Source organism: Paenibacillus sp. P32E (assembly GCF_001909085.1).
GTDB classification, from domain to species: Bacteria; Bacillota; Bacilli; order Paenibacillales; family Paenibacillaceae; genus Paenibacillus_AQ; species Paenibacillus_AQ helianthi.
In genome coordinates this window covers 139,729-160,112 of sequence record NZ_LVYY01000009.1, presented here as the reverse complement: position 1 = coordinate 160,112, position 20,384 = coordinate 139,729, and the positions used below count along the sequence as shown (strand labels likewise).

At 53.1% G+C, this 20,384-nt stretch carries 18 protein-coding genes; 4 read left to right on the top strand and 14 right to left on the bottom strand.

What is annotated here, in order from left to right:
* Window positions 1–91: 91 nt before the first annotated feature.
* The 5 genes from A3848_RS10560 to cobD form a co-directional block, all read right to left on the bottom strand.
* Complete coding sequence (locus A3848_RS10560) at window positions 92–931, bottom strand: histidine phosphatase family protein (protein WP_083612057.1); 840 nt, start codon at window positions 929–931, stop codon at window positions 92–94.
* Between the two features lie 9 nt (window positions 932–940).
* Window positions 941–1,906 (bottom strand): adenosylcobinamide-phosphate synthase CbiB, encoded by a 966-nt coding sequence (gene cbiB / locus A3848_RS10555; protein WP_074084919.1) that lies wholly within the window; start codon window positions 1,904–1,906, stop codon window positions 941–943.
* A gap of 37 nt (window positions 1,907–1,943) precedes the next feature.
* The gene (locus A3848_RS10550; protein WP_074084918.1) at window positions 1,944–2,696 is read right to left on the bottom strand and encodes an adenosylcobinamide amidohydrolase; all 753 of its coding nucleotides are present in this window, start codon (window positions 2,694–2,696) and stop codon (window positions 1,944–1,946) included.
* A gap of 171 nt (window positions 2,697–2,867) precedes the next feature.
* A complete protein-coding gene (locus tag A3848_RS10545; protein WP_074084917.1) occupies window positions 2,868–3,374 on the bottom strand; it encodes a GNAT family N-acetyltransferase in 507 nt (168 codons plus the stop codon).
* A gap of 474 nt (window positions 3,375–3,848) precedes the next feature.
* Window positions 3,849–4,967: a threonine-phosphate decarboxylase CobD gene (gene cobD / locus A3848_RS10540; RefSeq protein ID WP_074084916.1), complete on the bottom strand. Its 1,119-nt coding sequence runs from the start codon at window positions 4,965–4,967 to the stop codon at window positions 3,849–3,851.
* A 214-nt stretch (window positions 4,968–5,181) separates the two neighbouring features.
* Here cobD and lplA point away from each other — a divergent pair, with 214 nt between their 5' ends.
* Window positions 5,182–6,183: a lipoate--protein ligase gene (gene lplA / locus A3848_RS10535; protein ID WP_074084915.1), complete on the top strand. Its 1,002-nt coding sequence runs from the start codon at window positions 5,182–5,184 to the stop codon at window positions 6,181–6,183.
* Between the two features lie 140 nt (window positions 6,184–6,323).
* Here the strand turns inward: lplA and A3848_RS10530 are convergent, their stop codons facing one another.
* The gene (locus tag A3848_RS10530) at window positions 6,324–7,043 is read right to left on the bottom strand and encodes a metal-dependent hydrolase (RefSeq protein WP_074084914.1); all 720 of its coding nucleotides are present in this window, start codon (window positions 7,041–7,043) and stop codon (window positions 6,324–6,326) included.
* Window positions 7,044–7,280: 237 nt separating this feature from the next.
* On the opposite strand from A3848_RS10530, the gene A3848_RS10525 reads away from it, so the two are divergent.
* Both A3848_RS10525 and A3848_RS10520 read left to right on the top strand, forming a co-directional pair.
* A complete protein-coding gene (locus A3848_RS10525; protein WP_083612055.1) occupies window positions 7,281–8,225 on the top strand; it encodes a DMT family transporter in 945 nt (314 codons plus the stop codon).
* A gap of 268 nt (window positions 8,226–8,493) precedes the next feature.
* Complete coding sequence (locus tag A3848_RS10520) at window positions 8,494–9,297, top strand: Cof-type HAD-IIB family hydrolase (RefSeq protein ID WP_074084912.1); 804 nt, start codon at window positions 8,494–8,496, stop codon at window positions 9,295–9,297.
* A 120-nt stretch (window positions 9,298–9,417) separates the two neighbouring features.
* Here the strand turns inward: A3848_RS10520 and bshB2 are convergent, their stop codons facing one another.
* Both bshB2 and A3848_RS10510 read right to left on the bottom strand, forming a co-directional pair.
* On the bottom strand, window positions 9,418–10,101 hold the full coding sequence (bshB2, locus tag A3848_RS10515; protein ID WP_074084911.1) for a bacillithiol biosynthesis deacetylase BshB2: 684 nt from the start codon (window positions 10,099–10,101) through the stop codon (window positions 9,418–9,420).
* A 23-nt stretch (window positions 10,102–10,124) separates the two neighbouring features.
* Window positions 10,125–10,469, bottom strand: a complete 345-nt coding sequence (locus A3848_RS10510) for a YojF family protein (RefSeq protein ID WP_074084910.1) — start codon at window positions 10,467–10,469, stop codon at window positions 10,125–10,127.
* A gap of 111 nt (window positions 10,470–10,580) precedes the next feature.
* On the opposite strand from A3848_RS10510, the gene A3848_RS10505 reads away from it, so the two are divergent.
* Window positions 10,581–11,057 carry a GNAT family N-acetyltransferase gene (locus tag A3848_RS10505; protein ID WP_074084909.1) on the top strand — a complete coding sequence of 159 codons (477 nt, stop codon included), beginning with the start codon at window positions 10,581–10,583 and terminating at the stop codon, window positions 11,055–11,057.
* Between the two features lie 144 nt (window positions 11,058–11,201).
* On the opposite strand, the gene A3848_RS10500 is transcribed toward A3848_RS10505, so the two are convergent.
* The 6 genes from A3848_RS10500 to A3848_RS10475 all read right to left on the bottom strand — a co-directional run bounded on the left by A3848_RS10500 (window position 11,202) and on the right by A3848_RS10475 (window position 20,376).
* Window positions 11,202–12,983 carry an ABC transporter ATP-binding protein gene (locus A3848_RS10500; RefSeq protein ID WP_178381965.1) on the bottom strand — a complete coding sequence of 594 codons (1,782 nt, stop codon included), beginning with the start codon at window positions 12,981–12,983 and terminating at the stop codon, window positions 11,202–11,204.
* 229 nt (window positions 12,984–13,212) lie between these two features.
* Window positions 13,213–14,481: a [FeFe] hydrogenase H-cluster maturation GTPase HydF gene (gene hydF / locus A3848_RS10495; RefSeq protein WP_074084907.1), complete on the bottom strand. Its 1,269-nt coding sequence runs from the start codon at window positions 14,479–14,481 to the stop codon at window positions 13,213–13,215.
* Between the two features lie 42 nt (window positions 14,482–14,523).
* Window positions 14,524–15,936, bottom strand: a complete 1,413-nt coding sequence (locus tag A3848_RS10490; RefSeq protein ID WP_074084946.1) for an aspartate ammonia-lyase — start codon at window positions 15,934–15,936, stop codon at window positions 14,524–14,526.
* 14 nt (window positions 15,937–15,950) lie between these two features.
* Window positions 15,951–17,141, bottom strand: coding sequence for a [FeFe] hydrogenase H-cluster maturation GTPase HydF (gene hydF, locus A3848_RS10485; RefSeq protein WP_074084906.1), 1,191 nt, complete (start codon window positions 17,139–17,141; stop codon window positions 15,951–15,953).
* A 26-nt stretch (window positions 17,142–17,167) separates the two neighbouring features.
* Window positions 17,168–18,598 carry a [FeFe] hydrogenase H-cluster radical SAM maturase HydG gene (gene hydG / locus A3848_RS10480; protein ID WP_074084905.1) on the bottom strand — a complete coding sequence of 477 codons (1,431 nt, stop codon included), beginning with the start codon at window positions 18,596–18,598 and terminating at the stop codon, window positions 17,168–17,170.
* Window positions 18,599–18,639: 41 nt separating this feature from the next.
* Window positions 18,640–20,376 (bottom strand): NADH-dependent [FeFe] hydrogenase, group A6, encoded by a 1,737-nt coding sequence (locus A3848_RS10475; RefSeq protein ID WP_074084904.1) that lies wholly within the window; start codon window positions 20,374–20,376, stop codon window positions 18,640–18,642.
* Window positions 20,377–20,384: the final 8 nt, after the last annotated feature.

Here is a 20,384-nt window from a genome sequence, read left to right as displayed (position 1 = left end):
GATGGAAATGGAGGTGATTAAATCTACTTTTCCACCTATTCATCGAAAAATCGATGAAATTCACAAATTAGTTTTCCTTTTTCCACTTTACTCAGTGGCAACTGCCCTCTTCCCCTCCACGCCACCGCAGCCTCACCGTGGTTGCCGTTCCCGGCGGAGGTGCGGCAGCTTCACGGAAGCCAAGCCCAGCGGTTGTCCGTGCCAGCATCTGGCGGATAACGCCGCCATGAGTCACAATCAGCACACGAATAGGTCCATTCCTAAGGCCAGGCGCCTCGGCAGCTATATGGAGCATTTCGGACAAAAAACTCTCCACACGTCCGGTGAATTCTGCCCAAGATTCTCCGTCCGGCGGAGTAAACGCCGTAGGATCATCAATCCAGCTACGATAGCTTGGATTACTCTGCAGCTGCTCATAAGTCTGTCCCTCCCAAGCACCAAAGCTCATCTCGCGCAGCCGTGAATCGTACACTGCCGACTGCACAAGTGATGGGGCAATGACCGCCAGTGTCTCGCAGCATCTGCGCAAATCACTGCAGTACACACGCCAGAAGCTGCCGGCAAGTTCGGGCTGGTGCCGAAGAGCAGTCAGCTTCACCTCCGATTCAGGCAGCAGCGGAAGATCGGTGCTGCCCAGGTAACGGCGTTCGGCATTCCACTGGGTATGTCCATGGCGGATCAGCACCAGCTCAAGCTCAACTTGAAGATCTACTTTGCACTCATATGCCCGTTCACTCACAGGGTCTGGTTCACTCTCAGAGTCTGGTTCACTCTTAGGGTCTGGTTCACTCTCAGGGTCCGCATCCTGTACAGGGTTTGGTTCATACTCAGGATTCAGTGCTGCCTCAGGTTTCCTTTCATTCCGGGCGCCTGGCATATACTCAGAATGCAGTACATGCTCAGCGTCCAATCCGGCTCGGTTATTTGCCATCTCTCTGGATCAGCCTCCAATCCCGTGCCACAGCATAGCCGCCGCTGCACACAGGCAGACGAAAATTGCGGAAGACCACATCATCAGCCGTGAGGCAAGAATGATATCCCCCGGCTCCATAGTCCGGAGGGGGTCGCCCATATAGGCGCGGAACGTGGCTACGCCGTGGTATACATTTTCGCCGCCCAGACGGATGCCAAGCGCTCCGGCTACGGCCGATTCGGGGAATCCGCTGTTTGGGCTGGGATGGCTGCGCGCATCGCGCCGCACAATGCGCCAGCTGCTGCGCCAGTCCAGACGCAGCAGACAGGCGCACAAGACCAACAGCACTGCTGTCATCCGCGCCGCTATGTAATTGGCTACGTCATCGAGCCGGGCGGAGGCCCAGCCGAGATCACGGTATTTGTCGTTTTTGTAGCCGACCATGGAATCCAGCGTATTCACCGCACGGTAAGCCATAGCCAGCGGTGCTCCGCCGAGCAGGGCGAAGAACAACGGAGAAATAATCGCATCGACAATATTCTCCGCCACAGTCTCCACCGTGCCCCGGACAATATCCGGGCTCTCCAGCTTGGTGGTGTCGCGGCCAACGATCATCCCGAGCGCCGTGCGGGCTGCAGGGATATCTCCCTTGCGCAGCTCCACATAGACGGCCATCCCGGCATCTTTTAGTCCCTTAGAGGCAATAGTTGTAGCGATCAGCCAGACCTCCGCTGCCCAGCCCAGTCCAGGCGATACCCGGGACAGCAGCAATAGAAGGGCTGCTGTCACTCCCCAGGCTCCGCCTGCGACCAGCAGCGGAAGCAGGATTCCTGCGGGTTTCAGAGTGCGCGGCTGCGTGCAGAAGCGGCGGATCAGCCGTTCAAGAGCTGTAATCGCTTTTCCCATAAGCACCACAGGATGAGGGATAGTGCGCGGGTCGCCTATGATCCGGTCCAGCACATAGGCTGCAAGTAAAATAATCGCAAGCTTCACCGGGCAGCACCCGCAAGCGGCTTGTTGCTTATACGGCTCATTGGCTGTCCATCCTTGCCAGTTGGGCTGCTTTCACTGATCCGAGGCTTGCCGTTACAGCGGCATACACCAGCCTGCCAATCGCTCCGCCCAGGTCGGTGGCGGTTCCGGCGTAGACATGCTCTGCGGCGTAGCGTACGCTCCCACTCACTGCGAGCACGACAGCATCTGTAGTGGTGCCAGTGGCAATCAGGCCATTCTCAGGATCCGTGACCCCGAGATCGGCGAGCGCGGCAGCCTTCGCCTCGGTTGCCGTCGTCACGGCATTGACCATCGCAGACGGAGTCAGTCGACCGTCAATGCCCAGCATGATGTTTATCGTCCCGGAGCGGTAAGCGGCCAGCACGTTCCGCCGGACTCCGGCGCGCGCGGCATTACCCGAGGCTGCGGTAACACAGCAGAAAATACCCGCCGAGCCGATATCCTCCTCGGCAACGGCAGCATGCTCCAGCGGTACCGCTGTCATCAGACCGGCGCAGCCTTCCAGCGGATAACCCCATTCGCGCAATTTGTTCTCCATATCGCGCACCGGATTGCTGCACTCATAATCACGGCTGACGAACTGGTTGACCGCCCGTTTCAGACGGACCATCCCGCCGCCGTACACCGCGCTCGACAGCCCTTCCGCTTCAACCGGGAATTCCAGCAGCAGATGCTCCTGCTTCCATTCGAGCACAAGTCCAGGCCAGACGCTAGAGTGATACACCGCCGCGCCGCTGCCTGGGTTAAAAGGAAGCTGTACTTCACCCATTTGATCCCGCTCCTCTCACAGCATTAATGTTCAGTAACTACTATAACTACCGGAAACAATAAATCAGAAAAAGAGTTAGACTTAAAAATGTTGTGATACACAAAATTCTATTTATCTTCATAAGACACTAGAAGTGATTTCAGATCATATCCATCTTACACAGAAAAAACGCTAATTCTCAAATGAAATAACGTTACCACATGTTCCATCATGATATATAAGATTTGGACAAGATTTTATGATTTCATATTTACCATCCGTATATTCATTAATAACGCTATCCCAAAATCTAATAGATGAAATATTATCCGGGTGTTCTCCTATTTCCCATTTCCCGCGAAACATGTCAAATACAGCTTTTGCTGCATATCGTCCTACACCGGATCGACGATACTTATGCAAAATAAAAAACTCACCCATTGAATAATCATAATTAGGATGTAATACGAAATCATCATCAATTAGGACAAACCCTGCTAATATTCCATTAACTTTTACGAAAAACGGATAGTGTTTTTCTTTATCCCAATAATCAGAAATATGATGTTCAAATTCATATTCGCCTTTGTCATTTACATCAAATTTATTATACTGTGACCACTCGTAGCAATACATTTTCAATAGATTTTTCAATATTGCCTTCTCTTCCAAAGGTACTTTTACAACTTCTATACTCATAATTTCAAACTCCTAAAATGATTTTTCAGTACATCAGTACAATAGATGCATAGTTTTATATCGCTCTTCTTACCATTATGTATGATTTGATATAAACATCATACCATTCCAGTGGAATGGGGAGATACTCAGACGACCTTGATGTATAAGTGGAATTCCTCCCACGAATCTACACCTGTCGGCTCTCCGGAAGGAACTAGTTGGAAAAAGTAAACCTAATCCGGCCCTCTCAGCTGATATGTAGGAGTTTCGCCTGATTTAGTTGTAGAAAATCCCACTAATGCCCGCTGCAGCGTGGATTTCTGCAAATTAGTTATACTAATTCCACTTAGCAATCAACCAGGCCAACGAGAAGAGGCATTAGGTATTTGTCTGTACTCATTCCGCTTATCTGATTCACGCTTATCTCATTCCGCTATCTCATTCACGCGTATTTCATTCCGCTGTCAGCCTGCTTCCCTACGCTACCGTTCTCTAGTCCATCCTTCCGTTTCCTTCATCCTTTACTCCCGCCCGCAGCGTCTCCTCCAGTTGGTGAAGAAGACGCGCGTTGTCCTCGTTGCCTTTGACCGCGACGCGGATATGCCCCGGCGTAAGGCCCGGATACATTGCGCAGCTGCGCACAAGAATGCCGCTGCGGCCCAGCCGCTCCTGCATGGCTGCAGCGCTCCACCCTGCGGGCAGGCTGAGCAGCAGGAAGTTCGCTTCGCCCGGCGGGACCTCGCAGCCGAGCCGCAGCAGACCCTGCCGCAGCGCTTCGCGCTCTGCGGTAATCAGCCCGCGCGTGCGCTCCTCATACTCGCGCCCGCTGCGCAGGCAGGCTTCCCCGGCCAGCAGCGCCAGGCCGTTCACGCTCCAAGTCACCTGCTTGCCGGTCATGGCCGCGGCAAGCTCCGGGGCTGCGATCGTGAAGCCCAGCCGCAGCCCCGGAATGGCATAAAACTTCGTCATCGAGCGGATCAGCACCGTATGACGATAAGCCCCAAGCTCCGGCAGCAGCGACTGCCGCCGCTCTTCGGGGATGAAGTCGATGAACGCTTCATCCACCGCCAGCACCGCCCCGCAGCGCTCCGCCTGCTGCGCCAGCACCCGAAGTTCGTCCAGCGCATACTGAACGCCGTTCGGGTTATTCGGCTGTCCGAGGAACAGCAGATCCACCTGTTCCAGCAGTCCGGCGATGTTATCCACACCGGCACGGTAGCCCTGCTCCTTCGTGCCTTGAACGGACATGACCTCTGCACCGAACTGCTCTGCGAGCTGGCGGTATTCTGAGAAGCAGGGCTCGATGATGCCCACCTTACGCGGTTTCACAGCTAAGAGCAGCAGTGCCATCGATTCCGCCGCCCCGTTGCCCACCGTAATGCAGTCGTTGTCTACCCCCAGATTCTCCGCAAGCAGGGACTTCAGTCTGCGGTGCCCTGGATCGGGATAGGCCGTTATGGCAGTTAATGAATCCCGCAGCAGGTCCAACACACCGGGCGGCGGACCAAGGGGGTTAATATTTGCGCTAAAATCAACAAAAGCACCGCTCCCCTCCCCGTACAATTCCGCAGCCGTCAGCAAATCACCGCCGTGGCCGTATTTTTCAAGCATGCCTACACTCCTCTTTATCTTTCTATTCACTCATTGTCCCCATTATTGCCCCATTGCCGGAAATACGTCAATGTTTCGCATCCCCGTACCGCAAGACAATGCCGCTTGCCGCAGACATGCCTCTGCCTCACAACCATTGGTTCTTTTGTACAAACCGCGCTTTTGGTTTAAAATAACTACAGCAGTTCATCATGCCCAAGCGGAGGAATTTACTATGCTTTTTATCGATAACACCGGAATTACAGACGCATCGATCAATCTTGCGATTGAGGAATTTGCGCTCAAGAATCTGCCGATGGACGACAGCTATTTGCTTTTTTATATCAACAGCCCGTCCATTATCATCGGCAAACATCAGAACACCATTGAAGAGATCAACCAGGAATACGTGAAGGACAACAATATTCAGGTCGTGCGGCGGTTGTCCGGCGGCGGAGCTGTCTATCATGATCTCGGAAATCTCAACTTCAGCTTCATTACCAAGGACGACGGACAGTCTTTTCATAATTTCCTGAAATTCACCCAGCCGGTCATCGACTACCTGCAGTCCATGGGTGTGAATGCCGAGCTGAGCGGACGCAATGATCTCCAGGTCGGGGAGCAAAAAATCTCCGGCAATGCCCAGTTCTCCACTCGCGGACGCATGTTCAGCCACGGCACCCTGATGTTCGATCTCAATCTGGACGATGTGCAGGCCTCCCTGAATGTGAACCCGGAGAAATTCAAGTCCAAGAGCACCAAATCCGTGCGCAGCCGTGTGGCTAATATCAAGGAACTGCTTGGAAGCGACATGACCATTGAGGAATTCCGTGAGGGCCTGCTGCGTTCCATCTTTGGCATGGAGCCCTCCGAGGTTCCGCAGTACAAGCTGACCCAGGACGACTGGGTGCGGATTAACGAAATTTCCAAGGAGCATTACCAGAACTGGGATTGGAATTACGGCCTCTCGCCAAAAAGCAACGTGAAGCATACCCGCAAGTTCCCGGCAGGGCTCGTCGATATCCGCATGGACATTGAAGATTCCTACATTAAGGATATTAAAATCTATGGCGACTTCTTCGGCGTCGGCGATGTGGTGGACGTGGAGAACGCGCTGCGCGGCAAACGCTATGAAGATGCAGAGGTCAGAGACGCCCTATCCGGGCTGGACCTGAAGCATTATTTCGGCCGGATCGAGCCGGAGGACTTCATCGGTTTGATTTTCCTGGAGGAATAGCTCCCGGTTAGCGGAGCCGAATCTGGAAAGAGGGATGAGCCACTCTTGCAGGAACCAGCCCTCCCTTTTCCCAACGACCAAAAAGGCCTTCTGTGAATGATCTGCAGAAAGCCTTTTTGATGTCCTCGGGCAAAAGCACTTTAGATACCGGGAGTAAGCACAAAAACATACGTAACCAGTGCAAGTGTAAGCACGATGCAGAACTTCTCCACCGCATTGCCCTTCTTCGTCCCGGTGCTCATCAGCTTCAGGCGAAGCTTGAAGGGCAGAGGAGGCAGCGGGGTAATGCCGCGCTGGGTCAGGGAATCGGCCAGCAGGTGCAGCGCGTAGGACATGCCTCCCGCAATCCACAGGCTGCCTCCGTCATTCATGCCAAGCGAGGCAAAATAAAGCAATGCTCCCCAGCCAGCCACGCCGTACAGCGTATGTGTTAGTCCGCGGTGCGGAACAACCGAGGATACGACAAGCACACAGGCCGCAATGTAGTTCCATGGATCGTAGTCCTCCGCGAACGCAAACAGCCCCAGTGCCAGCAGCAGCATCACCAGATGCCGCAGCCGCCTGCCCGGCAGGAAGGATACGCTTCCGACAAGCAGCGCCAGCGCGATGTTCCATGGCGGTGCGGCGATTCCGGCAAAATACAGATAGATGGCGGCCCCAATTAGAGCCACCTGCAAGATCCGCAACAGGAACTCCGGCAGGGCTTTGCGCACCAGCAGTGAATTCGGCTCATCGATATCAGGTAAGAGGGCGCTAAGTCCCGCTACGGCAACCGCCGGAATCGTAATCTCATGGCCGAGCAGGCTCATGACGGATAGGGTAACCCCGGTGCTGATGATGAAATGGGATTTGCCCATCATGGTGTACCCGCTCCTTTCTAAGGTGTAGGGTTATCTTATGCAAAAATAAGAACAAGTGTACGGTTATCGAAGTATATCAATTGCTGGCTTTTTTGTCCAGTCTTTGGCTGTTTTTCGGGTGCCGAGGCCCTTGTCCCGCCTGCCCTGCGCACAGTTCTGTCTTGTCCTCCCCCCTGTTTTAAGATACAATTTGGACAACTTGATCCGAAATTCTCGTACCAAGAAAGGATGACCTCTGTGAATCGCTCCCGAATAGCCGATCTCAGTCTGCTGCTGGTGGCGATGATGTGGGGATGTACGTTTCTGATTGTGCAAAACGCAGTCAAGGTGCTGCCGCCGCTCGTATTTAACAGCATCCGGTTCACCGGTGCCGCCCTGCTGCTGGCGCTGATCACCGCCGTTTTCTACCGCCGGGAATGGAGGCTGCTGAGCTGGCGCATGACAGGGCACGCCTTACTGCTAGGCCTTTTTCTGTTCCTGGGCTATGGCTTCCAGACGATGGGACTGCTCTATACCACTACGTCCAACACCGGATTTATCACTGGACTGTCGGTAGTGCTCGTCCCTTTCCTGTCGTTGGCCTTGTTACGGCATGCCATCTCACGGTATACCTGGTTCAGCGCGGGACTCGCGGTGGCAGGCCTCTACCTGCTCACCTTCACCGGCTCCGCGCTGTCCCTGAACCAGGGCGATGCACTGGTCCTGCTATGTGCTGTCGCCTTTGCGCTGCAGGTCGCATATACCGGCGTATATGCTCCGCGGTATCCGGCGCTGCCGCTGGCCACGCTGCAGCTTGCCTTTGTCGGGCTGCTCAGCGCCCTCGCTTCCCTGCTTGTGGATGGGCCTGCCCCGCTTGCGCACAGCGGGGCACTGATCCTGAAACCAGAGGTGGTGTGGGCACTGCTCGTCTCCATCGGACCGACCAGCGCGTTTGCCTTCTGGATTCAGACCGCCTGCCAGAAATACACCATACCCTCCCGGGTGGCGATTATCTTTGCCACGGAGCCGGTATTCGCTGCCCTGACAGGACTGGCGTTTGGCGGGGAAACGCTCGGCGTGTCGGCGTTGCTTGGCTGTCTATGTATTCTTGCAGCTATGCTGATGGCCGAACTTAGCCCTGAACCTGGACCTGCAGCCCAAGAAAGTGAAGAACCTGGCCTTCTGATTTCATCAGATAAATGATTTGATCAGACAAATTGCGCTTATGTACAGATATTCACCCGAACGATGCTTGAAGTAAAGGCAAAATGCGGGATGACTTGAGGGAACCTGATCCCAGGCAGCGAATGCAGCATTTTAGAAAAAAAGCCTGAGTTCCCCCAAGTTCTCCGCCTATTAGAGAAAGAGTCTAGCCTTCCGCATAGGCTCACAGCATGATTACTACAGCGTATCTCACGGGTGTGGAAACACTCATTGGCTGCGCTCACCAAACCATTAGGAGAGAACCTGCATGTACAAATTGATTGCAATCGATATTGACGACACCCTGATTACGGATACCAAGGAAGTTACCCCTGCCACACAAACAGCACTGGAACAGGCCGTTGCCGCAGGCGTTGTGGTTACCCTGGCTACCGGACGCGCCTATGCTTCCGCCCAGGCTATTGCCCGCCAGACCGGACTGAACGTACCGATTATCACCTACCAGGGTGCACTTGTGAAGAACCTGATGGATGAAAAGGTGCTCTACGAGCGTTATGTGCCACAAGATGCCGTACGGAAGCTGTTCAGCTATTGCGTAGAGCATAATCTGCACTTACAGACCTACATTGATGACAAGCTGTATGCACGTGAAGAAAATCAAAAGCTGATTGACTATGCCACACTCAACGGAACCCAATACTTTATTGAGCCGGACTGGGAAAAGCTTGTTCCGCAAAAAACACCAAAAATGCTGATCATCGACGATCCGGCCTTCCTGGATGAGCTGTCACCGATTCTGCGCGAGCTGCTGGGCGATTCCGTACACATCACGAAATCCAAGCCGCATTTCCTGGAGATCATGCACCATGAGGGTACTAAGGGGCTGGCTCTGGAGTTCCTGGCAGCCCACTTCGGCTGCGAGCTCTCCGAAACCATCGCCGTCGGCGACTCCTGGAATGACCACGAAATGCTCGAAGCTGCCGGCCTTGGTGTAGCCATGGCTAACGCGATCCCGGCGCTGAAGAACATTGCTGATTTCATCACCCTCAGTAACAATGAGGACGGCGTGAAATATGCCATCGATAAATTCATCCTGCACACTGTGGAATAGGGAGCGTAAGCTTGCTCTAGCGCAGTACAAAGGGTGCCTTTCTCCGGTTGTGATCCGGCTGTAAGGCACCCTTTGTGTTACTGTAAGATAACTTAAGATTCGTACAGTTTCATAACAATGTTACGAAGATTCAGCGAACCGGTAGGTCCAGAACTGTTCTGTTCCAAACCGGTTCCGCATTTCCTCTTCCGTAAGATCCTGGTTCCCCACAAGCTCTGCCGCTTGGAATTGCGTCCGGTGCGCCTGAATCGAGGCCATTTTCTTCGCAAGGAATGGGGTTACGTCTATGGTCACATCCGCTTTTCCGATCATTTGCTCGCGATTGCTGGCGAACGCGCTGCAATATACCAATGGGCGCTCTGCCGCAGGGAGCCGGCCAATCGTCCGGATGACAGCAGCTCCGGTGGCATCGTGATCGGGATGCACACTGTACCCTGGGTAGAAGGTGATGACCAGCGATGGCGTCAGTTCCTTTAGCAGCTGCATAATTTGAGAGTCCAGAAGTTCCTGGTCTTCGAATTCGATCATTTTATCGTGGAACCCGAGCATTCTTAGATCCTGGATACCGATCGCAAGGCAGGAGGCTGCCAGTTCATCCTTACGGATTGCCGGCAAGGTGACACGGTTCGCGAACGGCGGGATGCCCATGTTGCGCCCCATCTCTCCTAGGGTCAGACAAGCATAGGTGACCTCAGCACCGCTTGCTATGTACATTGATAACGTCCCTGATGCAACAAAAGATTCGTCGTCGGGATGGGGGAGCACAACCAGGATTCGCTGGTGTTCGGCTTGATTATGATTCATAGATGTTTGATCCTCCGCTTTCATCAAAACTTGTCCCGGCTTAGTTGCAAGGCAACGATTAGCTTTCCTTGACTGTCATGCCCTGCCAGGATTAGCCGATCCTTGTCCATTTCATCAATGTGTGTAAGGCCTTCGGCATAAATCCAGCCTAGCGTTGTCTTTAAGCCCACCCGGTATGGACCTGCACCAGAGATGGAACCTTGCGTATACCGGATGACCGCATTGGAGATGAAGGCTGATGCCGGATGCCGGGTACTGTCCAGATGACTGGCATAGGCGCCTGTCGTAAGTTCAAGGTGTACATAAAGCTCCTGATTGGCAAGTTGATCGATCCGGAACTGGATATCTTCGGGGGGTATCGGCTGCATGGCGGCCTCCTTGTCTGGTAGAATGTATTAGTGCCATTTTAGCATATGACCCGGGAGAATATACAATAGTGCTGAGCCCAGGTGACTATTCACCGAAAGGGGATGACCTGAATGATTACACTTAGAACAATCACGCTGGAGAACCGGCGTACCCTATTCAATCTTGAAGTTTCAGAAGATCAAAACCGCTTTGTAGCGTCCAATCTGTCAAGCGTGGCTTCGTGTTATGTCCTTGCAACCAATGGGGGGCATCCATTTCCATTTGCCATTTATGCGGATGAGGAGCCAGTCGGGTTTGTGATGCTGACTTATGGAATTACCGGATACGAACTGCCGTCCATCGCAGACGACAGCTATTGCATCTTGCGGCTGATGATCGGCAAGCAGTATCAGAACCGGGGCTACGGCCGGGAAGCCATGACAAAAATCCTGGAATTTATCCGCACCTTTCCGGCCGGGCCCGCACATTACTGCTGGATCCCCTATGAAGCCGATAACGTCGCCGCCAAAAAACTGTATGAAAGTTTCGGCTTCCAAGACAACGGTGAAATCTGCGACAACGAGCCGATCACCGTATTGCGGCTGTGATATGCAGCAAGCTCAACAGGTTTTTTTTGCCGTTCTGATCTCACCAGGTCTTTCCGGCGCAAGGTCCGCCATTTATCCAATACACGTGGCTTCATTGTTCTTTTAGATAATTATCATTTATGTTCATGTTTACCCCTCAAAATTTCAGCTTGGAGTGAGGAGAGCCCCCTGCTTATCCCCATACTCCTCATTCGTTGACCTTTCTTCCTGCCCCTCTGTCTCCTCCTGCTCCAGCTGGGACTTGTAGAGATCATAGTAGCGCCCTTCTGCCGCAAGCAGTTCCTCATGGTTACCGCGCTCTACAATCTCCCCGTTCTCCATCACCAGAATGACGTCGGCGCTCTGAATCGTTGACAGACGGTGGGCAATAACGATGGTGGTTTTGTCCTTCATCAGCTTGCGGATGGCCTGCTGCACCATTTTCTCCGATTCGTTATCCAGCGCGGCTGTTGCTTCATCCAGCAGCAGAATCGGCGCGTTCTTCAGCATCGCTCTTGCAATCGAAAGCCGCTGGCGCTGGCCGCCGGAGAGCCGCGAGCCATGCTCACCGATCTCAGAGTCTACCCCTTCAGGCAGCTCCATTACGAAATCATAAGCATTGGCCTGACGAAGCGCCTCTATTACCTCTTCCTCCGAGGCATCCTGCCTGCCATTGCGGATATTTTCGCGGATACTGCCTGTATACAGCCCGGACTCCTGTGGCACATAGGCAAAATGACTTCTAAGCTGCTCCAGACTCATCCCCTGAACCGTTTGTCCATTAATTAAAATCTCGCCTTCATCCGGATTGTAGAAGCCCAGCAGAAGCTTGAATAACGTAGACTTCCCGCCTCCGCTCGGCCCGACCACCGCCATCTGCATCCCCTGCGGCAATTCAAGACTAACCTGGTTTAAGCTGAGCTTCCCGGCACCGGGGTAACTGAACGTTACCTCCGACAGACTAAGCTGCTCAAACTCGGGATGCTGCATTTGTTTCTCAGGCAGAGCCTCTACCTCAGCAGGCGCATCCATCACCTCAAAGATCCGCTGCGCCGCTCCCAGCGACTGCTGCATGGAAGCCACCAGTCCCGGCAGCGCCGAGAAAGGCATAACCAGATAATTCATCAATTGAATGAATGCGATCATGGCTCCTACCTCAAGCGAACCTTTGGCGACAAAATATCCCGCGATGACCAGAGCCAGCAGAAAGGTGAGATTTCCTAATACAGAGGACAGTGCCCCCGTAGCCCCTTCAATCCGTCCCCGATTCTGCTCTCCGGCATTAATGCTGTCACTGTAGCCTTTGTACTGCTTCATCAGTCTGCGCTCAATCGAGAATGACTTGAAGACCATACTGCTGCCCAGAATATCGTTCAGAAATGAAGTCGTCCGGCTCATATTCTCCTGTACCTGCACACTGTTCTTCCGCATCGCTTTGCCAAAAACCTTACCGACCAGATAGAGCAGCGGCCCCATGGTAATACAGATCAGTGCAAGCAGCCAGTTAATATAGATCAGATAGGCAAAAGACGCCACAGCCAAGAGCGGATTGCGCAAAAGATCAATCATAACCTGTCCGCAGGCTTCTCCGACTGATTGATTATCATTGGTAAAACGGGACAATAGATCTCCAGAATGATTGCGGTCAAAATAGGATTGCGGCAGCAGCAGCGTATGGTTCATCAGATCCAGGCGCAGCTCATTTCTGATCTTGGCGGAAATATTGATTTTGAGGTAGGCACTGAAATAGCTGCTCACGCCTGCGGTAATCAGGAAAAGCCCCCCGAACCAGGCGAGTCCGCTGAAAGCCTCCACATCCATACGGACCGCCGCATCCGTAATTCTGGCCAGAAACCAGGCCATTGTCAGATCCAGAACAATGCTGAACAATGTAATCAGCAGCAGTACGGTATAGAGCAGCTTGTGCTTCAGCATATATGTACTCAACCTCGAAAATGCGCCTTTCTGCTTCAATCCATCATCTCCCTCTAAAATTCAGTTCTTCGCAAATTTCAATTTTCAACCAAATCAACCACAAGTGATTCCCATTATATAGGCGGCTATCTTTCTTTGAAAGGAAAATTAATATGCAGGAGCAGAACCTATGCAAGGAAACCCATAGAAAAACCGCCTTTCGGTTCCAGAAAGGCGGTCATCCCTCTTACACAAACACAAATCACTCATGCGTCCCGCTCTCTTCCCAGGCTATACGGGCAAGCGGAAACGGTAAAATCGCCCGCTCCAGAATACCCTGGACATAGGCAATCGCAACGCCATAATTGACGATGGGCACCCCGGCTCTAATCGCTTGCTCCACCCGCCAGAGCATCTGTCTGCGGTTCAGCATACAGCCCCCACAGTGCACAATAAGGGAGTAATCATCCAGATTGTCCGGGAACTTCATGCCACTGGCGTATTCGAATTGCAGCTGCTTGCCGGTGGCTTGCCGGATCCAGCGCGGAATTTTCACTTTGCCGATATCATCTGCCTGCCCGTGATGGGTACAGGCCTCGGCAATGAGCACTCTGTCACCATGCTGAAGCCTGTCGATGGCACGCGCGCCCCTCACCATCTCTTCCAGATTACCTTTGTGCCGGGCAAACAGGATAGAAAATGAGGTGAGCGGAATGTCTTTGGGTGTATCAGCTGCAGCCTTCAGGAATACCTGTGAGTCTGTCACCACAAGCCGGGGCTTCTTCCCGAGACTCTCCAGCGTTTCCTTCAGCTCGAATTCCTTCGTAACCACCGCAATGGCATCGCTCTCCAGCAGGTCACGGATGGTCTGCTGCTGCGGAAGAATCAATCTGCCTTTGGGCGCTGCCTTGTCAATCGGAACCACCAGTACGACCAAGTCTCCCGGCGAGACCAGGTCGCCGATAATGCGGAATTTATCTTCGGTATCCGGCACAGCAGCAATCAGTGCCTTCATCAGTCCGCTAATTCCCTGCTGCTCAAGTGCAGATACAGGGATCACCTTACAGCCCAGTTCCTGCTCCGCCTGGTCAACAAGTGCAGTAAGACCACCCGCATGAGATGTCTCCTGGTCCGCTAACCAATCTATTTTATTCAAGATGCCCATTGCGGGGATGCCCTTACTGCGGACGGTCTCGGCAATCTGCCGGTCATATGGGTTCACACCGCAGCCAGCATCGACAACGATCAGCGCCATATCGGATTTGTTAAGAACCTCCAACGTCTTCTGTTTCCTCAGCTCACCCAGCTCACCCGCTTCATCCAGACCAGCGGTATCAATAAAAACAACTGGCCCGAGCGGCAGCAGCTCCATCGCTTTATACACCGGATCTGTTGTCGTTCCTTTGACGGGTGACACAACCGCGGCATCCTGTTTGGTGATTGCGTTGATCAGGCTTGATTTCCCTGCGTTGCTCCTGCCAAACAGGGCGATATGCAGGCGATTCGGGCGCGGGGTATCGTTCACACTCACACGGCTCTCTCCTTCCCCCCAGCGGCTAGCACCGAGCTGGACTTATTTACCGGGTACACCCGGTTTGGTTACTTGATAGGGATTCAGGATTTGATCCAGCTCAGCCTCCGGTAGAAACTGAGCCTCCAGCAGTACCTGCCGCACCGTTTTGCCTTCTTGGCTTGCCCGCATGGCTACCTCGGCACTTTTCTCGTATCCGATGTGGTGTATCAGCGCGGCTGCCAAAGCGGAGGAATTCTCAACCCTTTCATAACACCGCTGCTCACAGATCCGGATGCCGCGGACACAGCGCTCTTCGAACAGCCGTACAGCATTGGCCAGGACCTCCAGGGACTCCAGGAGCGCATCCGCAATCAGCGGCATGAACGCATTCAGCTCCAGCTGGCCGCCCGCAGCCGCCAGCGTTACCGCGGTATCATTGGCAATGACACGCATCGCCACAAGCCCCGCCATCTCTGCCATTACCGGATTGACTTTACCCGGCATAATGGAGGAGCCTGCCTGCACCGCCGGCAATTCAAGCTCCCCCAGACCCCCAACCGGCCCGCTGGCCAGCAGACGCAGATCACCGGAAATTTTCAATAGATTAATAGAAGCTGCCTTCAACAGCCCGGATACTTCAGCAAAAGCATCCATATTCTGCGTAGGGTCCATCGGATATTCACTACGGGCCAGCCCATATCCGGTCAAATCCTGCAAAATATCAGTCATCAAAAACGTATATTTTACCGGTGCATTGAGGCCCGTGCCAATTGCAGTTCCTCCAATGTTGATCTCCCTGAGCCGCTCCTCCACTTTGTACAGGCGCCAGCGGTCCCGGGCCACCGCTTTGGCATAGGCTCCGAAGCCCTGCCCTGCCATCATCGGCAAGGCATCCATGAGCTCGGTACGGCCCAGCTTGAGCACATCGGCGAAGGCATGCTCTTTCTCCTGAAGGGCTTCCTGCAAGGACGCAAAAGCTTGACTCAGCCGCCGAACCAGCCCGATTGCGGCAATTCTTAGTGCCGTGGGATAGATATCATTGGTGGATTGGCAGCAGTTGACGTGATCCAGTGGATGTACCCGTGAATAGTCTCCCCGCTCTCCGCCCATGAGCTCAATAGCACGGTTAGCGATGACTTCGTTCACATTCATATTGGCCGATGTCCCGGCACCGCCCTGCATGGCATCTACCGTAAATTGCTCCCTGTAGGCACCGGCCAGAAGCTCATCACAGGCCTGCACAATCGCCCGGGCTATCGCTGCCGGATAGGTATTTAGCTGCAAATGAGCCTGTGCCGCAGCTTTCTTCACTGTTATTAGGCCATGAAGCATATGAACGTTGACCGTTCTGCCGCTTACAGCAAAATTGTCCATAGCCCTAGCGGTATGAATCCCGTAATACGCTGCTTTTGGTATATTCCTGACACCTAGTGCATCCTGCTCTTCGCGGAAAGATTTCAGCGGGTTCTCCACCCTGGACAGCCTGCTCAAGCCTTCACTTCCAGGACTTCCAGCACACGCGGCAGAATCCCGTGAAAATAGGCAAAAGCGATGCCATAGTTGGTAATCGGCACGTTTTGCACACCCGAGCTCCGCAGCCGCATCATCAGTTGCTTCCGGTTGAATATACAGCCGCCGCAGTGAACGATCAGCTTATAACTGGAGACGTCATCAGGGAAATCAGGCCCCACACTTGTCGTAATATCCAGCCCGCCGCCAGCCATTTCCTGCAGTTTGGCTTTGACGAGCATACGGTCGATCTCTCCGTTATGCGGGTGGTGGATACAGGCCTCTGACAGCAGCACCTTGTCCCCAGGCTTCAGGCTGGATATCATCGCGGCACCGGTCACAAAGGTTTTCAAATCCCCCTTAAAACGCGCCATCAGAATTGCAAAGGTGGTTAATGGCACACTCGCTGGTATAATCTCGTTCACTCTGTCAAATACCTGCGAATCGGTAATAACAAGATCGGGCAGCTTGTTTAAGCGCGCGAGCAGCTCAGGCAGCTCTTCTTCAGTAACCGACAACGCTATCGCGTGATGATCGAGCAGGTCGCGGAGGATTTGCTGCTGGGAGGCAACCAGCCGGTATTTGGGAGCAGGTATCATCTCCGGCATTACCATAACGACCAGGTCCCCCAGGTTCACGAGATCACCTACAATGCTGTTTCGTTCAAATTCAGCAGGAGCCAAGGCGCTCATGGCATGGCGCAGACTGCCAAGATTGGAATTCCGCTTCACACTGAGCTTCACGATGGGTACATTCAGAGTCGCCTTCAGCGAATCAATATCAACATAATGATCGTCGGTTTTGGCAATGACTCCAATGACGGGAATGTTCCGTTTGTCCAGTTCGTGTACCCATTCCTTCTCCAGCTTGTAGTCGCCCGCTTCATCCGAGAAGATCATGATGCCCAGATCGGTCAGATCCATCACCTCTCTCGTCTTTTGCACGCGGAAGAGGTCAGCATCATCAATTCCGGCTGTATCTACGATAATAGCGGTCCCCACATTCTTGATCTCCACATATTGAAAAATGGGTTCAGCCGTCGTTCCGGGCTCATCACTGACCAGCAAGGTCGATTTCCCTGTGAGCGCGTTGATCAGACTGGACTTTCCGGCATTTCTTTTGCCAAAAACAGCAATGTGCATTTTGTTAGATTGTGGTGTAAATTGCATAGCAATTCTCTCCTCAATATGCGATTTTAGAAACGCAAATCCCGTTCACCATTCTCAATGCGCCGGAGCCGGTCCATCGTTGCTTTTCTCGCGGCTTCCTTCGGAATATCCTCAAGCCCCTTGCGAATGATCTCTTCCCCCAAGGTACGTGTTGTTTCATCTGCGTAATCCAGCAAATATTCTTTAAAAGTTAACAGAGAGTTCGGCTGGCATATATTATGAATCTGTCCGGATTTGGCGAGCCGCATAAAACGGTCCCCTGTCCGTCCTTCCCGATAGCAGGCTGTACAATAGCTGGGAACATATCCGTCCTGGCACAATCCGCGGATAATTTCCTCCGGCGAACGATGGTCGCTGACTTCGAATTGAGGCTTCTCTTGCGGCCGGCCTCCGGTTCCCTGTTTGGTCTCCATGTAACCCCCGACCCCCGTACTGGAGCCTGCACTCACCTGAGAAATGCCAAGCTTAATTACCTCGTCACGGAATGACGGTTCTTCGCGGGTGGACAGAATCATTCCGGCATAAGGAACGGCGAGCCGCAAGACAGCAACAAGCCTTTTGAAGTCCTCATCCTTCACCAAATGCGGATACACCTCCAGATTCACGCCCTCCGCCTCCCGCAATCTGGGAACGGAAACGGTGTGAGGGCCTACCCCAAACCTCTCCTCCAAATGCTCCGCATGCATCAGCATAGCAACTGTATCGTACTTATAGTCATATAGGCCGTAGAGAACACCTATCCCCACATCATCAATCCCTCCCATTTGCGCCCGGTCCATGGCTGTAGTGTGCCAGTCGTAATCGCTTTTGGGTCCCTTAGGGTGCATGGCAGCATAGGTGGGTCTGTGGTAGGTCTCCTGAAACAAAATATAGGTCCCGATTTCTGCATCCCTAAGCTTTGAGTAGTCTTCAACGGTAGTAGCTGCTATGTTAATATTCACACGGCGGATGCTTCCGTTATCCACCTTAACCGAATAGATGGTCTTGATCGCTTCGACAACATAGTCAATGTCACAATTCACCGGATCTTCTCCTGCTTCAACGACAAGCCGTTTATGGCCTAATTCCTGAAGCACACGGACTTCATCCGCCAACTCATCCAGATCCAGCTTCCGCCGCAGAAAATCCCCGTTGGTGTGTTTATATCCGCAGTACTCACAATTATTAACGCAATAGTTGCTTATATATAGTGGAGCGAACAATACAATGCGGTTGCCGTAAATTTTCTCTTTGATTACCTTGGCCGAGCGGTTAATACTGTCAAGCACCTCAGTCTCTGCGACTTCAAGCAGGACTGCCGCCTCCCGGTGGGTCAGTCCCTCGCATGCTCTCGCTTTTTCCAAGATGGTCTGGACATAGGCGGAATCACCCGCCTTCACCTTGGCTTCTTCAAGACTCAGGCGGATTTCCTCATCATTGATAAAGTCCGCTGCTTCCCAATCCTTCCGCACATCCATCAACCTCCATGAACTAGACCTCAAAGCTTGTGGGCATAAGCCTAAACCTTGGAACGCTTAATATAGTAAGTATGCAGCAGTTCATGTGCCAGGTGACCGTTAGGCTCCCCTAAGAATTCTTCATAAAGAGCTTTGATGTAAGGATTGTTATGCGATTTGCGAACCGTTTGGGCCTCATCTTCTGTGTAGATGGCTTTTGCACGCTCTGCCTTAATATCGATCCGCTCGGAGGTTCCGGCATCCACGATGGGCTGACCCCCGCCAGTGATACAGCCGCCGGGGCAAGCCATGACTTCCATGAAGTCATAGGTCTTGTCACCCCGCTCCATCGCTTCCATCAGCTTACGCGCGTTGCCGAGACCATGAACAACAGCCGTACGAATCCTCTGGCCGGTGGGCAATTCAATGATGGTTTCCTTGATGCCCTCCATACCACGGACAGCGGTGTATTCGATGGTATCGAGTGCCTTGCCTGAGGTAATCTCGAACACGGTACGAAGTGCCGCTTCTGCGACACCACCGGTTGCACCAAAAATAACAGCAGCACCCGAACCCTTGCCGATCGGATTATCGAACGCTTCATCCTTCAGGCCCACAAAGTCTATACCAGCTTCTTTGATCATTGCCGCAAGCTCACGCGTGGTGAGGACCCAGTCGACATCCTGCAGCCCTTCCCTCGACAGCTCTTCACGCGCACCCTCGTACTTCTTGGCGGTACAAGGCATGATGGAGACAACAACAATATTCTTTGGATCTATCCCCGCTTTCTTGGCGAAGAAGGACTTCACCATGGAGCCTTCCATTTCATGCGGCGATTTGCAGGTAGACAGGTTACCCAGCCTGTCAGGGAAGTTATGCTCCATAAATTTCACCCAGCCGGGGCAGCAGGACGTCATAAGCGGCAGGTTCTCTCCGCTGCCAAGGCGGGAGAGCAGTTCGGTCCCTTCTTCCATAATGGTAAGATCGGCACCGAAATTAGCATCAAATACTTTATCAAATCCAAGCTTCCGCAGGGCTGCGACCATTTTACCGGTAACCCGGGTTCCAACCGGCAGGCCAAATTCTTCTCCCAGGGCTACACGAACAGCAGGCGCTGTCTGGACAACAACATATTTGGCCGGTTCTGCAAGATCATCCCACACATCGTCGATGTTCTCACGTTCACTAAGTGCGCCTACAGGACAAGCCATAATACACTGGCCGCAGTTGACGCAGGTGGACTCGGCAAGCGGACGGCCAAACGCGGTGGAGATCACCGTATCAAACCCGCGCTTCGCAAAGCTGATCGCACCCACGGTCTGCATAGTCCCGCAAGCCCCGACACAGCGGCCGCAAAGGATACATTTCGATGCATCACGGACGATAGCCGGGGAAGTATAGTCTTTCTCCTGGCTGGATTTCTCACCGGTGTAAGTCACTTTACGGATATTAAGATTACTGGAGACGTCCTGAAGCTCACAGCCGCCGCTGCGGGAGCAGCTTAGACATTCCTGATTATGATCGGACAGCAAAAGCTCGATGGAAGCACGGCGGGCGTCCCGGACCTTCTGGGTGTTCGTCTGAATCTTCATGCCTTCTTCCGCAATCAGCGTGCAGGAGGCAATGAGCCTCGGGCCCACTTCAACCACACATACCCGGCAGCTGGACGAGTGGTTGATTTCTTTCAAATAACACAGGGAGGGTATATCAACACCTTGATTACGGGCTGCTTCGAGCACAGTTGTACCTTTGGTGACTTCTGCCTCGATCCCGTCAATCATGAATTTAATCGTATCCAAAGTAATCA

Coding starts and splice junctions, on each gene's coding strand:
- A3848_RS10560 (WP_083612057.1), bottom strand. CDS start 931: ATGGCAAATAACCGAGCCGGATTGGACGCTGAGCATGTACTGCATTCT.
- A3848_RS10550 (WP_074084918.1), bottom strand. CDS start 2,696: ATGGGTGAAGTACAGCTTCCTTTTAACCCAGGCAGCGGCGCGGCGGTG.
- A3848_RS10545 (WP_074084917.1), bottom strand. CDS start 3,374: ATGAGTATAGAAGTTGTAAAAGTACCTTTGGAAGAGAAGGCAATATTG.
- cobD (WP_074084916.1), bottom strand. CDS start 4,967: ATGCTTGAAAAATACGGCCACGGCGGTGATTTGCTGACGGCTGCGGAA.
- lplA (WP_074084915.1), top strand. CDS start 5,182: ATGCTTTTTATCGATAACACCGGAATTACAGACGCATCGATCAATCTT.
- A3848_RS10530 (WP_074084914.1), bottom strand. CDS start 7,043: ATGATGGGCAAATCCCATTTCATCATCAGCACCGGGGTTACCCTATCC.
- A3848_RS10520 (WP_074084912.1), top strand. CDS start 8,494: ATGTACAAATTGATTGCAATCGATATTGACGACACCCTGATTACGGAT.
- bshB2 (WP_074084911.1), bottom strand. CDS start 10,101: ATGAATCATAATCAAGCCGAACACCAGCGAATCCTGGTTGTGCTCCCC.
- A3848_RS10510 (WP_074084910.1), bottom strand. CDS start 10,469: ATGCAGCCGATACCCCCCGAAGATATCCAGTTCCGGATCGATCAACTT.
- A3848_RS10505 (WP_074084909.1), top strand. CDS start 10,581: ATGATTACACTTAGAACAATCACGCTGGAGAACCGGCGTACCCTATTC.
- hydF (WP_074084906.1), bottom strand. CDS start 17,141: ATGCAATTTACACCACAATCTAACAAAATGCACATTGCTGTTTTTGGC.
- hydG (WP_074084905.1), bottom strand. CDS start 18,598: ATGGATGTGCGGAAGGATTGGGAAGCAGCGGACTTTATCAATGATGAG.